We start from the raw sequence: 12,631 nt of genomic DNA on the forward strand, positions 1-12,631 counted from the left end.
AGCGAAGGGCTGATCTATCGGGCCTGCGGCAGGCCGTAGTTCGGCGCGAGCAGGCGGTTGCGCACGAGGTAATCGGTGGCCCGCGACCAGGATTCGTCGGTGTTGCCGCGCATGTCGGCGCTCGCGGCCGCCACCAATTGCCCGGTGTGCACGTCGCGCAGATAGAGATTGATGTTGAGGATCAGGTTGGAGACCTTCTGCACCACGCCGGTCATCGCAAGGTCAGCGCCGAGCTCGCCGGCCAGCTTCACGTCGCAGCCGCCGCAGGCCTGAAGATTGCTGCCGTGCGCCGCAACATTGACGGGCGCGATATCGAGCACACGGAACTTGCCGGAGTCCGCAAGCTCCTTGCGGACCTGATCGCCGGCCCGCAGCAGCCGTGCCTGCTCGTCGGTCCGCGGCCCGTTCACTTCCCCTTGCAGGCTTGTATCGATCATCTCGAGGTCGAACACCGCAAGCTTGGGCGGCTCGGCGCGGACCCCCGCAGACATCACCAGCAAAGATACGACGACGAACGCTGATCTCATGCAAACCCTGATCTCATGCAAAGCCTGATCTCATGATTGTGAACCAATCGAATATGTAACCTTGCAACGACAAAAAGCGGGGTTGCAAGCCAGGCCAATTCCGGCATCTTGCACATCAACGCTTGGCCAGAAAAGCGGAAGCTTTCGACAGTGCCATGCCGAGTGAGGAAAGACTGCGGGAGGAGTTATGTTCCGATGGCTGATCGGCACGATCGCGCTCAGCATGATGGCGACCGGAGCGCTGGCGGCTGATCCCGTCGAGATCCATATCGGCTATCTCGGCCATGCCGGCGTCAAATCGACGCTCTCGCTGGTCGAGCAACCGGCCGACAATGACGGCATCGCCGGCGCGCGGCTTGCGATCGAGGACAACAATACGACCGGCAAGTTCCTCAACCAGCGCTTCACGCTCGACGAGGTCAAGGTCAAGGACAGCGACGATGTCGCCAAGGCCGCGGCCGATCTCGCCGGCCGCAACGACTACATCATCACCGATCTGCCCGCCGATGCCCTGCTCAAGGTCGCCGACGCATTGCGCGATCGCGGCACCGTGCTGCTGAACGCGGGTGCGATCGACGACCGGCTGCGCGAGCAGGACTGCCGCGCCAACGTCATCCATGTCGCGCCGACCCGCTCGATGCTGGCGGACGCGCTCGGCCAGTACCTGGTATGGAAGCAGTGGAAACGCTGGCTGCTGGTGACCGGCTCGCATGATCAGGACAAGCTCTACGCCGATGCGCTGCGCCGCGCCGCCACGCGTTTCGGCGCCAAGATCGTCCAGGAGCGGACCTTCGAGGATACCGGCGGCGCCCGCCGCACCGACTCCGGCGTGACGCTGATCCAGCGCCAGATGCCGGTGTTCACCCAGCAGGCGCCGGCCTACGACGTGCTCGTCGCGGCAGACGAGAGCGAGGTGTTCGCGAACTACCTGCCCTACCGGACCTGGGACCCGCGGCCCGTGGCGGGCTCGGCCGGCCTGGTGCCGACCAGCTGGGACGCGGCACATGACCAATGGGGCGCGGTCCAGATTCAGAACCGCTTCGTCAAGCTGAACATGCGCCGCATGACGGCGCTCGACATGCAGGCCTGGACCGCAGCCCGCATGATCGGTGAAGCCACCTCGCGCACCAATTCGGGCGATCCCAAGAAGGTCACCGCCTTCCTCAAGGGCAAGGATTTCTCGATCGCCGCGTTCAAGGGCACGCGGTTGACCCTGCGCGACTGGAATTGGCAGCTCCGTCAGCCGATCCTGCTGGCCGATGGTCGTATGGTCGTTTCGGTCTCGCCGCAGGAAGGTTTCCTGCACCAGGTCTCCGAGCTCGACACGCTCGGAGTTGACCGGCCCGAAACGAAGTGCAAGCTGCAGTGAGGGAGATGAAACGTATGTGGCGCCGCTGTCTGTTGACCGGGATGCTCGTTTGGCTTGCCGCGACACCGGCGTCCGCCTTCGTTGCCTATGTCTCCAACGAAAAGGGCAACACCGTCACGGTGATCGACACCACCAGCTGGACGGTGACAAAGACCATCAAGGTCGGCCAGCGGCCGCGCGGCATCGAGTTCTCGCGCGACGGCAAGTTCGTCATGGTCGCGGTCGGCGACGACGACACCATCCAGGTGATCGACACCAAGACCCAGGAGATCGTCGACACCCTGCCCTCCGGCCCCGACCCGGAACTGTTCACCCAGGATGCGGCCGGCAAGACCATGTATGTCGCCAACGAGAACGACAACACGGTCACCGTGATCGATCTCGAGAAGCGCGCCCGGATCGGCGACATCCAGGTCGGCGTCGAGCCTGAGGGCATGACGATCAGCCCGGACGGCAAGATCCTGATCAACACGTCCGAGACCACCAACATGGCGCATTTCATCGATACGTCGACGCGCCAGATCGTCGCCAATGTGCTGGTCGATTCGCGGCCCCGTTTCGCCCAGTTCAAGCGCGACGGCTCCGAATTGTGGGTATCCTCCGAGATCGGCGGCACGGTGTCGATCATCGATCCGGTCAAGCACGAGGTCATCGGCAAGATCACCTTCGAGATCCCAGGCCTGCGCAACGAGGCGATCCAGCCGGTCGGCATCGGCATGACCAAGGACGGCAAGACCGCGTTCGTCGCGCTCGGACCCGCCAACCGCGTCGCGGTCGTCGACGGCGCGACCCACAAGGTGCTCAAATATCTCCTGGTCGGCCAGCGGGTCTGGCACATGGATTTCACGCCGGACGAGAAATATCTGATGGTCACCAACGGCGTCTCCAACGACGTCTCGGTGATCGATGTCGCATCCCAGAAGGTGATCAAGACCATTCAGGTCGGCGAACTGCCCTGGGGGATCACGATCGCGCAGCCATGACCGCAACCGACGCCCATATCGCGAGCCAGCCGTCGCCGGATACAGGCCCTGTAGCGGCGGTGCAGCCGGCACTGTCGATCGGCAATGTCAGCCACAGCTACGGTCCGCGACGCGCCCTGATCGACGTCAATTTCACGGTTCAGCCGGCAAGCTTCACCGCGCTGCTGGGCCTCAATGGCGCCGGCAAGAGCACGTTGTTCTCACTGGTGACGCGGCTGTTCGGCATCCAGAACGGCCAGATCAAGATCTTCGGCCACGACATCAGCCGGACACCGGGTGAAGCGCTGCGGCTGATGGGTGTCGTGTTCCAGCCGCGCACGCTCGATCTCGATCTCTCGCTGACGCAAAACCTGCTCTATCACGCCGCGCTGCACGGCATCTCGCGGCGCGAGGCGCGGCTGCGCAGCGCCGAGGTGCTCACGCGCATCGGGCTTGCCGACCGCGCCGGCAGCAAGGTGCGCGATCTCTCGGGGGGGCAGATGCGGCGGCTCGAGATCGCCCGCGCGCTGCTGCATCGGCCGCGGCTGCTGCTACTCGACGAGGCCACCGTCGGGCTCGATGTCAAGGCGCGCGCCGACATCCTCGACCATGTCCGCCAGCTCGTCACCGAACAGGGCATCGGCGTGCTGTGGGCGACGCATCTGTTCGACGAGATCATGCCGGGCGACGACCTCGTGGTGCTGCATCAGGGCCGGATGCTGGCGCACGGGCCGATGGCGCGCGTGATCGCCGATGCCGGCGCCCAGGACGTCAACACCGCGTTCATGCGCCTGACCGGAACGGCAACCCTCACCGGAAAGCCGCCCACATGAGCAGCACGACGGTCACGCCCGAGCGCAGCGGCTTCTCGCTGTCGCAATACATCGTCTGCCTGAACGGCATCGTGTGGCGCGAAGCGCTGCGTTTCCTGCATCAGCGCGAGCGCTTCGTCTCGGCGCTGGTCAGGCCGCTGGTCTGGCTGTTCATCTTCGCCGCCGGCTTCCGCCAGGTGCTCGGCATCTCGATCATACCGCCCTATGAGACCTACATCCTCTATGAGGTCTATATCGCGCCCGGCCTGATGGCGATGATCCAGCTGTTCAACGGCATGCAATCCTCGCTGTCGATGGTCTATGACCGCGAGATGGGCAACATGCGGACGTTGCTGGTCAGCCCGCTGCCGCGCGGCTATCTGCTGTTCTGCAAGCTGCTCGCCGGCACGGCCGTCTCGCTGCTCCAGGTCTACGCCTTCCTGCTGATCGCCTGGTTCTGGGACATCACGCCGCCGACCGTCGGCTATCTCACGGTGCTGCCGGCGCTGGTGCTGTCGGGCCTGATGCTCGGCGCCTTGGGCATGCTGATCTCGGCCAGCATCAAGCAGCTCGAAAACTTCGCCGGTGTGATGAACTTTGTCATCTTCCCGATGTTCTTCGCATCGTCGGCCCTCTACCCGCTCTGGCGGGTGCAGGAAGGCAGCCCGATGCTGTATTATGTCTGCCAGTGCAATCCGTTCACCCATGCGGTGGAGCTGATCCGGTTTGCGCTGTACGGCAAGATGAACTGGGTCTCCCTCGCGGTGGTCGGCGGCTGCACGGTGGTGTTCATGATCGGCGCGATCCTGGCTTACGATCCATCGCGCGGCCTGGTGCGCCGCGGTCCCGGCGGAGGCGAGGCATGACGATCTGGCGCATGGCACTGGGCGCGCTGCTCGCGATGGTTCTGTCGAACCAGGGCGCATCGGCTGCCGACCCGCGTTATCCGGACTGGCCCTGCCAACAGGCCAAGGTGCCGGAAATCTCGCTCGCCGCGGTGTGGGCCGGCCCGCCGCTCGGCGATGCCGAGACCAAATGGCGGGACGATCCGAAGGTCAGCGCGCTCGCAACCAAGCTTGCTGCGCGCCGCGTTCCGCTGGAGGACGCGCAGAAGGAGATCACCGAGTTCCTGCAAGCCTCCGCGGCCGACAAGGCCAATGCCGGAAAGCTGCTGTTCGCGGGCCTGTTCGATACGCTCAACGGCCAGCGCGCCTCGGTCATGAACGGGCTCGAGCGCGTGATGCGCAAGCAGCGCGAGGCCGCGGAAAAGATCCGCGACGATACGCTCGCGCTGCAAAAGCTGCAGGACGCCACCCCGCCGGACCAGGCCAAGGTCGACGAGCTCGGCAATCAGCTGGTCTGGGAGACGCGGATCTTCGAAGACCGCGGGCGCGTGGTGAAATTCGTCTGCGAGGTGCCGACCGCCATCGATCAGCGGCTGTTTGCGCTCAGCCGCACCATCCAGCAGGAGCTGGACTAAGGCTTGCCCCCGGTGATCACAGATACGCATCCCGACGCGCTCTTTTGGGCCGCGCTGTTGCGGAACCAACTGCGCTCGCCGCTCGTTGACTCCAACTATATCTGAAGTTGGGAGACCTCGATGAGAGCAGCCAAGATCGTCATGACCAGCCTCGCCGCCGCGAGCCTGATCACCTCAGCGGCTTTGGCCCAGCAACCGATGACCGGAATCGTCACCAAGATTGACCGATTGAGCGGAACCATCTCGCTCCAGCAGACGCAAAGCGGAACGGTGGGCGCAGCCGGCGGCGCGATGCAAGAATACAAGGTACCCAAGGGATTGTCGCTGGAGGACTTCCACGCCGGCGACAAGGTGACGTTCACCACCTCAGACAACGACGGCGGCAAGACCATCAACAAGCTCGACAAGCAAAAATAACCGGGACGACGTGTGAGGACGGGCTCAATGCTCGCCCTCGCGCGGCTCGGGCTCCGATTCCGCCAGCGGCAATTTGGCGCGCCCCCAGCCGTCGGTCCCCTCCGGATACCACGCCACGTTGCGGTAGCCGTAGGACAGCACGCGCTTGGCCGCGTTCCACGACATCCAGCAACTCTCCTGGCAGTAGATCACGAGCAATTTTGCCGTGTCGCCGCCGGAGGCGCGGACCAGACCGCGTCGCAGATAATCTTCGGTCGATGCGGCGAGCTTGCCGTAGCCGGTGTCGGGCAGCCAGATGCTGCCGGGGATGTTGAGATGCGGCCGCTCGCGCCACACCGTGCCGGCGGGAAGGTTCGGCTTCGGTGCGCGCGGCAGCACGTCGACGAAAGCGCCTGATTTGTCGCGCCAGATCGCTTCCGCCTCCGCAGTCGTGAGCACGCGTGCGCCGGCAAGCGATGTCGGCACTGGCGCACGGTAATCCTCGGTGCGATAGCCTTCCGGCTCTGGAGGCGGGTCCTGCGCGCGGACAGGCGAAGCGGCGACCAACATCACCGCAAGCATCGCCGCGAGGCGGATCATGGCGACTTGGTCGCGCTCTCCGGACCGATCGGACGGTCGTTCTCGTCGAGCAGCGGCACGCCGTAATCGAGCAGGATCTTGTTGATCGCCGGCTGGTTCTCCTGGATCAGGCGGTTGAGCTGCCGCTTCCAGTTCTGATCGGACCCGCGCACGCCCATGCCGATGCGATAGACCAGCTTCGGTCCGGTCGTCTCCTTCACCAGCGGCGTAATGTGCAGCGGCGGGTTCGCCTTCTTGGCATAGAAGCCCGCCATCGGTCCCCACAGGATGCCGGCATCGATCTCGCCCTTGGCGAGATCGTCCATCATGGCCTGGGCCGACGAATCGTAGCGGGTGTCGATCATCAGCGGATAGGGCTTCGCATTGCCCATCAGGCCGGCGGCGGCCATGTTGGTGGCGGGCGGCGTTCCCGCAACGATGCCGATATGCTTGCCCTTCAGCCGCTCGTCCTCGAGCGTCGTGACCTGATCGAGCTCGCCGCCCGCCTTGGTCACCAGCGCATAGGCCGTGCGGTAATACGGATTGGTGCCTTGGGCGAGGTCATCGCCCTGCGGAAAGCCCATGATCACGTCGCAGCGATGCGCCGCGAGCGTCATCCGCACGAAGCCGGTCGCCTGCGGAAAGAACATGTAGTCGAGCTTCTTCTGCAGCTTCTCGGCAAACAGCTCGCCGATCTTGTTCTCAAACCCCTCGCCCTTCTCGTTCGAGAACGGCAGGTTGCGCGGATCGGCGCAAATGCGCAGCACCTTGGCGTCGACCAGCTCGATCGAGAGTTCGCCCTGATCATTGATCTGCGCGCGCGAGATATCGCCGCCGGCGAGGCTTGCGATCAGGCCGGCAAGCGCGAGCAGAACAGGACGGCATCCGACAATTCTCATTACGTCGTCTCCTCGTGATCGGATCGATCGCCGCGATCCACCAATTGCCCGGCGCACCATGACGTGCAACAGGAATAATCATCGCGATTGCGCCGCGTTGCTTGCTGCAGCGCACACTGGCGCGCGGCGACATCGATCGCGCGCTCCGGAGAAACTGAGGCGGAAACATGGTTCATGGCGGATCGGTGCTTGCGCTGCTCCTGGTGCTTTGGACGCCGACCATAGCGTGGGCGCAAGAGGCGGAATTGCCTGTGAGCGAAGTCGCGCGCGGAATCTTCGTTCACAGCGGGGTCACCTCCTTGATGACGCGCGAGAATGAAGGCGCCATCGCCAATATCGGATTCGTGATCGGCGACAGCGCGGTTGCGGTCGTCGATACCGGCGGCAGCGTTCGCGAAGGCCGGCAATTGCTCGCCGCGGTCCGCAGTCACACCGACAAGCCGATCCGCTACGTGATCAACACCCACGCGCATCCGGACCACAGTTTCGGCAACGCGGCGTTCGTCGGTGACGGGACCCGTTTCGTCGGCCATAAGATGCTGCCCCGCGCGCTGGCGGCACGCGGGCAATTCTATCTCGACGGCTTTCGCCGGACGATGGGCGACGCCTTGATCGCCGAGGTGAAGATCATTCCGCCGACCGTGCTGGTCGAGGACACGCTTCAGCTCGACCTCGGCGGACGAAGCCTGACCTTGAAGGCCTGGCCGCCTGCCCATAGCGACAACGACCTCACCGTCTTCGACGCGCAGACCAGCACCCTGTTCGCGGGCGACATGGTGTTCCTGGTCCACATTCCCGTGGTCGACGGCAGCCTCAAGGGCTGGCTGCGTGCGCTCGACGACCTCGCGGCCATTCCCGCCGAGCGCGTGGTTCCCGGTCACGGACCCGTGAGCGCCTGGCCTGCGGGGCTCGCCGACGAGCGGCGTTATCTTGAGACGCTGGCCGCGGACGTTCGCGCCCTGGTCAAGAGCGGCAAGCCGATCACGGCCGCGGCCGAGCATGCAGCGGAGGCCGAGCGGCCGCGCTGGCAGTTGTTCGACGATTACAACGCCCGCAACGCAACTGCAGCATTTTCGGAAATTGAATGGGAGTAGCCGTTGGTCCTATAATGACGCGGCTCGCACAGGATCTCGCGAACATGACCGGACATCGCGCCCGCCTGCTCTGCATCGCCAGCCTCTTCACGATCGCGCTGGGCACACCGGCTGCGTCCGCGGCAGAGACCTATGATCCCTGGCCGGGCCTGGTCCAGGACATCTTCAGCAACCGCCCGATGAATGACGGCAACGACGTCATCGGCATCGAGATGCCGTCGCGGGCGGAAGATGCCGCGATCGTGCCGGTGACGCTGCGCAGCAAGCTTCAGCCCAGCGACAGTCGCCGCGTCGTCGCGATCACGCTCGTGATCGACGAGAACCCGGCGCCGATGGCCGCCAGGTTCACGCTTGGACCGGACGCCAACGTCACCGAGATCTCGACCCGCGTCCGGGTCAACAACTACACCAACGTTCACGCCGTCGCGGAGCTCAGCGACGGAAAGCTCTATGTCAGCAAGGTCTATGTCAAAGCCTCCGGCGGCTGCTCGGCACCGGCCGGCAAGAATGTCGAGGAAGCAAACAACCGGCTTGGCCAGATGCGCTACCGGCAATTCACCAGATCCGAACAGGGGCCGGCGAGCAGCACGCGGGACGCCCAGATCATGATCGGGCATCCGAACAATTCAGGCCTGCAGATGGACCAGGTCACGCAGCTCTATATCCCGGCCTTCTTCGTCAACGAGCTGCACATCTGGCAGGACGACAGCCCGGTGCTGGCGATGGAGGGCGGCATCTCGATTTCCGAGGATCCCAATATCCGCTTCACCTACGTCTCGAATGGCGCCAAGCGTTTCCGCGCCGAAGCCAAGGACACCGAAGGGCACGTCTTCGAGCACGAATGGAAGGTCGAGAATCCCGGGACCTGACCTGCCCGCTATCTGCCGATAGACTTTAGAAGCACCTGACTTCAGAAGCACCTGACTTCAGCCTCGGCCTGCGCGCGCCTGAGGTCGTTGAGCGCATTGGCGGCCTGCTCCGAGGAGCGGAACTGACCGCCCAGATTGCCGCGCACCTGCGCCATGCTCAGCACGGTCTCGGCGGTGACGTAGCGGTCATAGGGGATGATCGAGGCGACCACATCGATCGAGCAGGAACATTGCTCGATCGACTGCCGGGATTCGCCATTGGCCTTCATGCAGCCGAACACATATTCCGCCCGCGCCGAGGTCGGATAGTCATTGATCTCCTGGGCCCGCACGCCGATGGCGGTACCGGCGAGCGCCAGGACGGCGACAATCGGTCGTAGCATGCCAGCTCCTGCCATGGTCCTGCTTCCTCTTCTCTTTCCGCAAGCTATGCTATGGAGATTGATCAGAAAAGAAAACATTCGGGGAAGTGGCGCAAGAAACGATGATCATCTCTGTACGCACGGTGTTGGCTGCGGCAGTTCTGGCGGTCATGCAGTTCGGCACCTCGTGCAATGCGGAGACCGTCCGCGTTGCAGCGCAGAAGACCGGAACGCTGGCCTGGGAACTGGCCGTCATTCGCTCCCACGGTCTCGACAAGAAGGCCAATCTGTCGATCGACGTCGTCGAGCTCGCCAGCCCCGAGGCCGGCAAGATCGCGCTGCGCTCCGGCACGGCCGACGTGATGGTGTCGGACTGGCCCTGGGTGTCGCGCGAGCGCTCGCTCGGCGCCAGGCTGCAATTCTATCCCTATTCGAGCGCGCTGGGCGCCGTGATGGTCCCGGCCGCCTCGCCGCTCAAGACGCTCGCCGACCTCAAGGGGCGGAAGCTTGCGGTTGCCGGCGGCGCGATCGACAAGAACTGGCTGCTGCTGCAGGCCGCATTGAAGCAGGACGGCGTCGACCTGAAGTCGCAGGCGAGCATCGTCTACGGCGCGCCGCCGCTGCTCGCCGCCAAGACCCTCGACGGTGAGATGGACGCGACGCTCAACTACTGGAATTTCTGCGCCGCGCTTGAAGCCAGGGGTTTTCGCCGTCTTGCCGGCATGGAAGACGTGCTGAAAAAGCTGGGCAGCAAGGGCCGCATCGCGATGATCGGCTATGTCTTCGACGAAACCTGGGCCAACGCCAACAAGGACCTGGTGGCCCGCTTCATCGCCGTGACGCGTGCCGCGAAAGAGATTCTGGCGACCTCGGATGCCGAATGGGACACCATCGCGCCACTGACCGGCGCGCAGGATCCGGCGACGCTGCACGCCTACCGAGACCGCTACCGCGAGGGGATCCCGCGGCGTCCGATCGCGGACGAAGAAGCCGATGCACGCGTGCTGTACCGGGTGCTGGCGCAACTCGGCGGGCGTGATCTGGTCGGCACCGCGACCGAACTCGATCCCGGCACGTTCTACCAAGCGATCCCGGGAGACTAGCGGTGCTGCGTCTATTGTCCTTCGCACTGTTCATCGCGACCTGGTGGATTGCCTCGCTCGTGATCGGCGATGCCAAGCTGCCGGCCCCACCGGCGGTGCTGTCGGTGCTCGCAGCCGAGGCACGATCGGGGGCGTTGTTCGTCAATCTCGGCGCAACGCTCGCCCGTGTCGCGCTGGCCTTCACGCTTGCAATGGCACTCGGCTCGGCGATCGGCTATCTGATGGGCCGCGTCTCGCTCGCCAATCGCCTCGGCGATCCCTGGCTGATCCTTCTGCTCAATTTGCCGGCGCTCGTCGTCATCGTGCTGGCCTATATCTGGGCCGGCTTGACCGAGGTCGCGGCGATCGCGGCGATCGCCATCAACAAGCTGCCGACCGCCGTCGTCACGCTCCGCGAGGGCGCCCGCGCGCTCGATCCCGCGCTCGACGAGATGGCGACCGCCTTCGCCATTCCGCGCGGCCGCGCCTTCCGGCATGTGGTCCTGCCGCAGCTTGCACCCTATATCGCGGCGGCGGCGCGCTCCGGGCTCTCGCTGGTCTGGAAGATCGTGCTGGTCGCCGAATATCTCGGCCGCCCCAACGGCGTCGGCTTCGAGATCGGTGTCGCCTTCCAGCTGTTCGACATTCCCCTGCTGCTCGCCTATTCGCTGAGCTTTGCCGGCGTCGTGCTCATCATCGAGACCCTGATGGTGCAGCCGTTTGAAACCAGGCTAACCCGGTGGCGGCTCCGTGCAGCTTGAGGTCAATATTTCAGGCAAGAGTTTTGCGAGCGCAGCCGGCAAGCGGCACGACGTGCTCGACACCATCACCTTCACCTTGAACGCCGGCGAGGTTGGCGTGCTGTTCGGCCCATCCGGCTGCGGCAAGAGCACCCTGCTCCGGATCCTCGCCGGACTCGATGGCAACTACCAGGGCCACGTCACGCGCTCGCCCGGCATGCGCCTTGGCATGGTGTTCCAGGAGCCGCGGCTATTGCCCTGGCGCACCGTCGAGGAGAACGTGCGGCTCGCTGCACCTGATGTCGATGCCGGCACGCTATGCGCGCTGTTCGAAGTGCTCGAACTGGGCGCGCACAGCAACCACTTTCCCGGCGAGTTGTCGCTCGGCCTCGCGCGCCGCGTCGCGCTGGCGCGCGCCTTCGCCATCGAACCGGATTTCCTGATCCTCGACGAGCCGCTGGCCTCGCTCGACAATGCGCTGGCGGGGCGGCTGCGCGACCAGATCGCTACGCTGGTGGCCAGCCGGAAGATGATGACGCTGCTGGTCACCCACGATCTCGACGATGCCGTCCGCCTCGGCGACCGCCTGTTCTTCCTGTCGCCGCGGCCGGCGCGGATCCTTCACGTCGAAACCATCGCCGCGCCGCGCGCTGTGCGCGGCGAGGCCGAGATCGGCGACATCAAGCGGCAGCTCTCACAGTTGGACCTTGCAAATATGTGAGACGCCGTCATCCTTGGACAGAAACGGTAGGGAGAGATCGGATGTCGCGTGCGTTGATCGCTGTTGGTGTTGCGTTGCTGGTGCTGCCGGCAACCGTGCTCGCCCAAAGCAAGGGCAAGGGCATTCGGCTGTGGAATCTGACCAGCGCGACGATCTCGAGCTTCGAGCTGTCGCCGGCCGGCAAGAATGAGTGGGGGCCCAACCAGACGCTGAACGACAAGGACAAGGAAGTCGACCACGACGAGCGCCTGCGCATTACCGGCGTGGAGCCTGGCCGCTACGATGCCAAGGTCGGCTACAGCGGCGGCAAGCAGTGCGTCGCCCGCGACATCGAGATCAAGGCGGACGCCGTTTTTTCGGTTTCCGACAAGGATCTCAGGGATTGCAACAAATAAGGAGCTAGCCGGCCGGCGGTTCGCCGCCCGTGCTCGCACGATCATTGGTGTGCGGATATTCGCAGCGCCATCGCACCGCAGTCCATTTCGGATGTTCGCCGACCCATTGCGCGATGTACGGCGGCGCGGCCATGGCGCATTGCTGCAGCGAGCCGCTCCAGTTGAACACCAGATGCTGCTCCTCGCAGGTGGCGGGCGACAGCACGGCACATACAGTGACAATCAGATCAATCGGGTTCATGCATGAAACCTCGCGGGCGTCGTCAAAAGATAACATAAGCGCTACGCCCGCAGCAGCCGGAAGTTTCAACGCCGTGCGAGATCGAGCGGAACCAGGCGGTCAC

General features: G+C 64.6%; 17 protein-coding genes. 12 read left to right on the forward strand and 5 right to left on the reverse strand.

Annotation, left to right across the window (positions count from 1 at the left end; genetic code table 11):
- Positions 1-14: 14 nt before the first annotated feature.
- Positions 15-527 (reverse strand): DUF3280 domain-containing protein, encoded by a 513-nt coding sequence (locus ACVMB0_RS33750; protein ID WP_461348950.1) that lies wholly within the window; start codon positions 525-527, stop codon positions 15-17.
- 187 nt (positions 528-714) lie between these two features.
- Here ACVMB0_RS33750 and ACVMB0_RS33755 point away from each other — a divergent pair, with 187 nt between their 5' ends.
- The 6 genes from ACVMB0_RS33755 (at position 715) to ACVMB0_RS33780 (ending at position 5,567) form a co-directional block, all read left to right on the forward strand.
- The gene (locus tag ACVMB0_RS33755; RefSeq protein WP_461348951.1) at positions 715-1,896 is read left to right on the forward strand and encodes an ABC transporter substrate-binding protein; all 1,182 of its coding nucleotides are present in this window, start codon (positions 715-717) and stop codon (positions 1,894-1,896) included.
- Positions 1,897-1,901: 5 nt separating this feature from the next.
- On the forward strand, positions 1,902-2,879 hold the full coding sequence (locus tag ACVMB0_RS33760; RefSeq protein WP_461348952.1) for a YVTN family beta-propeller repeat protein: 978 nt from the start codon (positions 1,902-1,904) through the stop codon (positions 2,877-2,879).
- Positions 2,876-3,691 carry an ABC transporter ATP-binding protein gene (locus ACVMB0_RS33765; protein ID WP_461348953.1) on the forward strand — a complete coding sequence of 272 codons (816 nt, stop codon included), beginning with the start codon at positions 2,876-2,878 and terminating at the stop codon, positions 3,689-3,691. The genes ACVMB0_RS33760 and ACVMB0_RS33765 overlap by 4 nt, the downstream gene beginning before the upstream one ends.
- Positions 3,688-4,536 carry an ABC transporter permease gene (locus tag ACVMB0_RS33770; protein ID WP_461348954.1) on the forward strand — a complete coding sequence of 283 codons (849 nt, stop codon included), beginning with the start codon at positions 3,688-3,690 and terminating at the stop codon, positions 4,534-4,536. Before ACVMB0_RS33765 ends, ACVMB0_RS33770 begins: the two co-directional genes overlap by 4 nt.
- Complete coding sequence (locus tag ACVMB0_RS33775) at positions 4,533-5,150, forward strand: hypothetical protein (RefSeq protein ID WP_461348955.1); 618 nt, start codon at positions 4,533-4,535, stop codon at positions 5,148-5,150. Before ACVMB0_RS33770 ends, ACVMB0_RS33775 begins: the two co-directional genes overlap by 4 nt.
- Positions 5,151-5,270: 120 nt before the next feature.
- Complete coding sequence (locus tag ACVMB0_RS33780) at positions 5,271-5,567, forward strand: copper-binding protein (protein ID WP_461348956.1); 297 nt, start codon at positions 5,271-5,273, stop codon at positions 5,565-5,567.
- 24 nt (positions 5,568-5,591) lie between these two features.
- Here ACVMB0_RS33780 and ACVMB0_RS33785 read toward each other — a convergent pair whose 3' ends face one another.
- Together ACVMB0_RS33785 and ACVMB0_RS33790 are read right to left on the reverse strand one after the other, a co-directional pair.
- Positions 5,592-6,146 (reverse strand): PQQ-dependent catabolism-associated CXXCW motif protein, encoded by a 555-nt coding sequence (locus tag ACVMB0_RS33785; RefSeq protein WP_461348957.1) that lies wholly within the window; start codon positions 6,144-6,146, stop codon positions 5,592-5,594.
- Positions 6,143-7,024: a substrate-binding domain-containing protein gene (locus ACVMB0_RS33790; protein ID WP_461348958.1), complete on the reverse strand. Its 882-nt coding sequence runs from the start codon at positions 7,022-7,024 to the stop codon at positions 6,143-6,145. Before ACVMB0_RS33790 ends, ACVMB0_RS33785 begins: the two co-directional genes overlap by 4 nt.
- A 167-nt stretch (positions 7,025-7,191) precedes the next feature.
- Between ACVMB0_RS33790 and ACVMB0_RS33795 the strand changes: the two genes are divergently transcribed.
- Positions 7,192-8,118 (forward strand): quinoprotein relay system zinc metallohydrolase 2, encoded by a 927-nt coding sequence (locus ACVMB0_RS33795; RefSeq protein WP_461348959.1) that lies wholly within the window; start codon positions 7,192-7,194, stop codon positions 8,116-8,118.
- 44 nt (positions 8,119-8,162) lie between these two features.
- Complete coding sequence (locus ACVMB0_RS33800) at positions 8,163-8,987, forward strand: quinoprotein dehydrogenase-associated SoxYZ-like carrier (protein WP_456753522.1); 825 nt, start codon at positions 8,163-8,165, stop codon at positions 8,985-8,987.
- A 41-nt stretch (positions 8,988-9,028) separates the two neighbouring features.
- Here ACVMB0_RS33800 and ACVMB0_RS33805 read toward each other — a convergent pair whose 3' ends face one another.
- A complete protein-coding gene (locus ACVMB0_RS33805; RefSeq protein ID WP_456753521.1) occupies positions 9,029-9,370 on the reverse strand; it encodes a hypothetical protein in 342 nt (113 codons plus the stop codon).
- Positions 9,371-9,519: 149 nt separating this feature from the next.
- Between ACVMB0_RS33805 and ACVMB0_RS33810 the strand changes: the two genes are divergently transcribed.
- The 4 genes from ACVMB0_RS33810 to ACVMB0_RS33825 are packed head-to-tail and all read left to right on the forward strand — an operon-like array spanning position 9,520 to position 12,287.
- The gene (locus tag ACVMB0_RS33810; protein ID WP_456756481.1) at positions 9,520-10,452 is read left to right on the forward strand and encodes an ABC transporter substrate-binding protein; all 933 of its coding nucleotides are present in this window, start codon (positions 9,520-9,522) and stop codon (positions 10,450-10,452) included.
- A 2-nt stretch (positions 10,453-10,454) separates the two neighbouring features.
- Positions 10,455-11,192 (forward strand): ABC transporter permease, encoded by a 738-nt coding sequence (locus tag ACVMB0_RS33815; RefSeq protein ID WP_456753520.1) that lies wholly within the window; start codon positions 10,455-10,457, stop codon positions 11,190-11,192.
- On the forward strand, positions 11,182-11,892 hold the full coding sequence (locus ACVMB0_RS33820; protein WP_461348960.1) for an ABC transporter ATP-binding protein: 711 nt from the start codon (positions 11,182-11,184) through the stop codon (positions 11,890-11,892). The genes ACVMB0_RS33815 and ACVMB0_RS33820 overlap by 11 nt, the downstream gene beginning before the upstream one ends.
- 41 nt (positions 11,893-11,933) lie before the next feature.
- A complete protein-coding gene (locus tag ACVMB0_RS33825) occupies positions 11,934-12,287 on the forward strand; it encodes a hypothetical protein (RefSeq protein WP_461348961.1) in 354 nt (117 codons plus the stop codon).
- Positions 12,288-12,291: 4 nt separating this feature from the next.
- Here ACVMB0_RS33825 and ACVMB0_RS33830 read toward each other — a convergent pair whose 3' ends face one another.
- Positions 12,292-12,528 carry a hypothetical protein gene (locus tag ACVMB0_RS33830; protein WP_456753517.1) on the reverse strand — a complete coding sequence of 79 codons (237 nt, stop codon included), beginning with the start codon at positions 12,526-12,528 and terminating at the stop codon, positions 12,292-12,294.
- Between the last annotated feature and the right edge of the window lie 103 nt (positions 12,529-12,631).

The sequence above is a fragment of the Bradyrhizobium sp. USDA 4451 genome (genome assembly GCF_054822585.1).

Coding starts and splice junctions, on each gene's coding strand:
- ACVMB0_RS33770 (WP_461348954.1), top strand. CDS start 3,688: ATGAGCAGCACGACGGTCACGCCCGAGCGCAGCGGCTTCTCGCTGTCG.
- ACVMB0_RS33825 (WP_461348961.1), top strand. CDS start 11,934: ATGTCGCGTGCGTTGATCGCTGTTGGTGTTGCGTTGCTGGTGCTGCCG.
- ACVMB0_RS33800 (WP_456753522.1), top strand. CDS start 8,163: ATGACCGGACATCGCGCCCGCCTGCTCTGCATCGCCAGCCTCTTCACG.
- ACVMB0_RS33795 (WP_461348959.1), top strand. CDS start 7,192: ATGGTTCATGGCGGATCGGTGCTTGCGCTGCTCCTGGTGCTTTGGACG.
- ACVMB0_RS33790 (WP_461348958.1), bottom strand. CDS start 7,024: ATGAGAATTGTCGGATGCCGTCCTGTTCTGCTCGCGCTTGCCGGCCTG.
- ACVMB0_RS33765 (WP_461348953.1), top strand. CDS start 2,876: ATGACCGCAACCGACGCCCATATCGCGAGCCAGCCGTCGCCGGATACA.
- ACVMB0_RS33785 (WP_461348957.1), bottom strand. CDS start 6,146: ATGATCCGCCTCGCGGCGATGCTTGCGGTGATGTTGGTCGCCGCTTCG.
- ACVMB0_RS33780 (WP_461348956.1), top strand. CDS start 5,271: ATGAGAGCAGCCAAGATCGTCATGACCAGCCTCGCCGCCGCGAGCCTG.
- ACVMB0_RS33805 (WP_456753521.1), bottom strand. CDS start 9,370: ATGCTACGACCGATTGTCGCCGTCCTGGCGCTCGCCGGTACCGCCATC.
- ACVMB0_RS33775 (WP_461348955.1), top strand. CDS start 4,533: ATGACGATCTGGCGCATGGCACTGGGCGCGCTGCTCGCGATGGTTCTG.
- ACVMB0_RS33830 (WP_456753517.1), bottom strand. CDS start 12,528: ATGAACCCGATTGATCTGATTGTCACTGTATGTGCCGTGCTGTCGCCC.
- ACVMB0_RS33760 (WP_461348952.1), top strand. CDS start 1,902: ATGAAACGTATGTGGCGCCGCTGTCTGTTGACCGGGATGCTCGTTTGG.
- ACVMB0_RS33810 (WP_456756481.1), top strand. CDS start 9,520: ATGCAGTTCGGCACCTCGTGCAATGCGGAGACCGTCCGCGTTGCAGCG.
- ACVMB0_RS33750 (WP_461348950.1), bottom strand. CDS start 527: ATGAGATCAGCGTTCGTCGTCGTATCTTTGCTGGTGATGTCTGCGGGG.
- ACVMB0_RS33755 (WP_461348951.1), top strand. CDS start 715: ATGTTCCGATGGCTGATCGGCACGATCGCGCTCAGCATGATGGCGACC.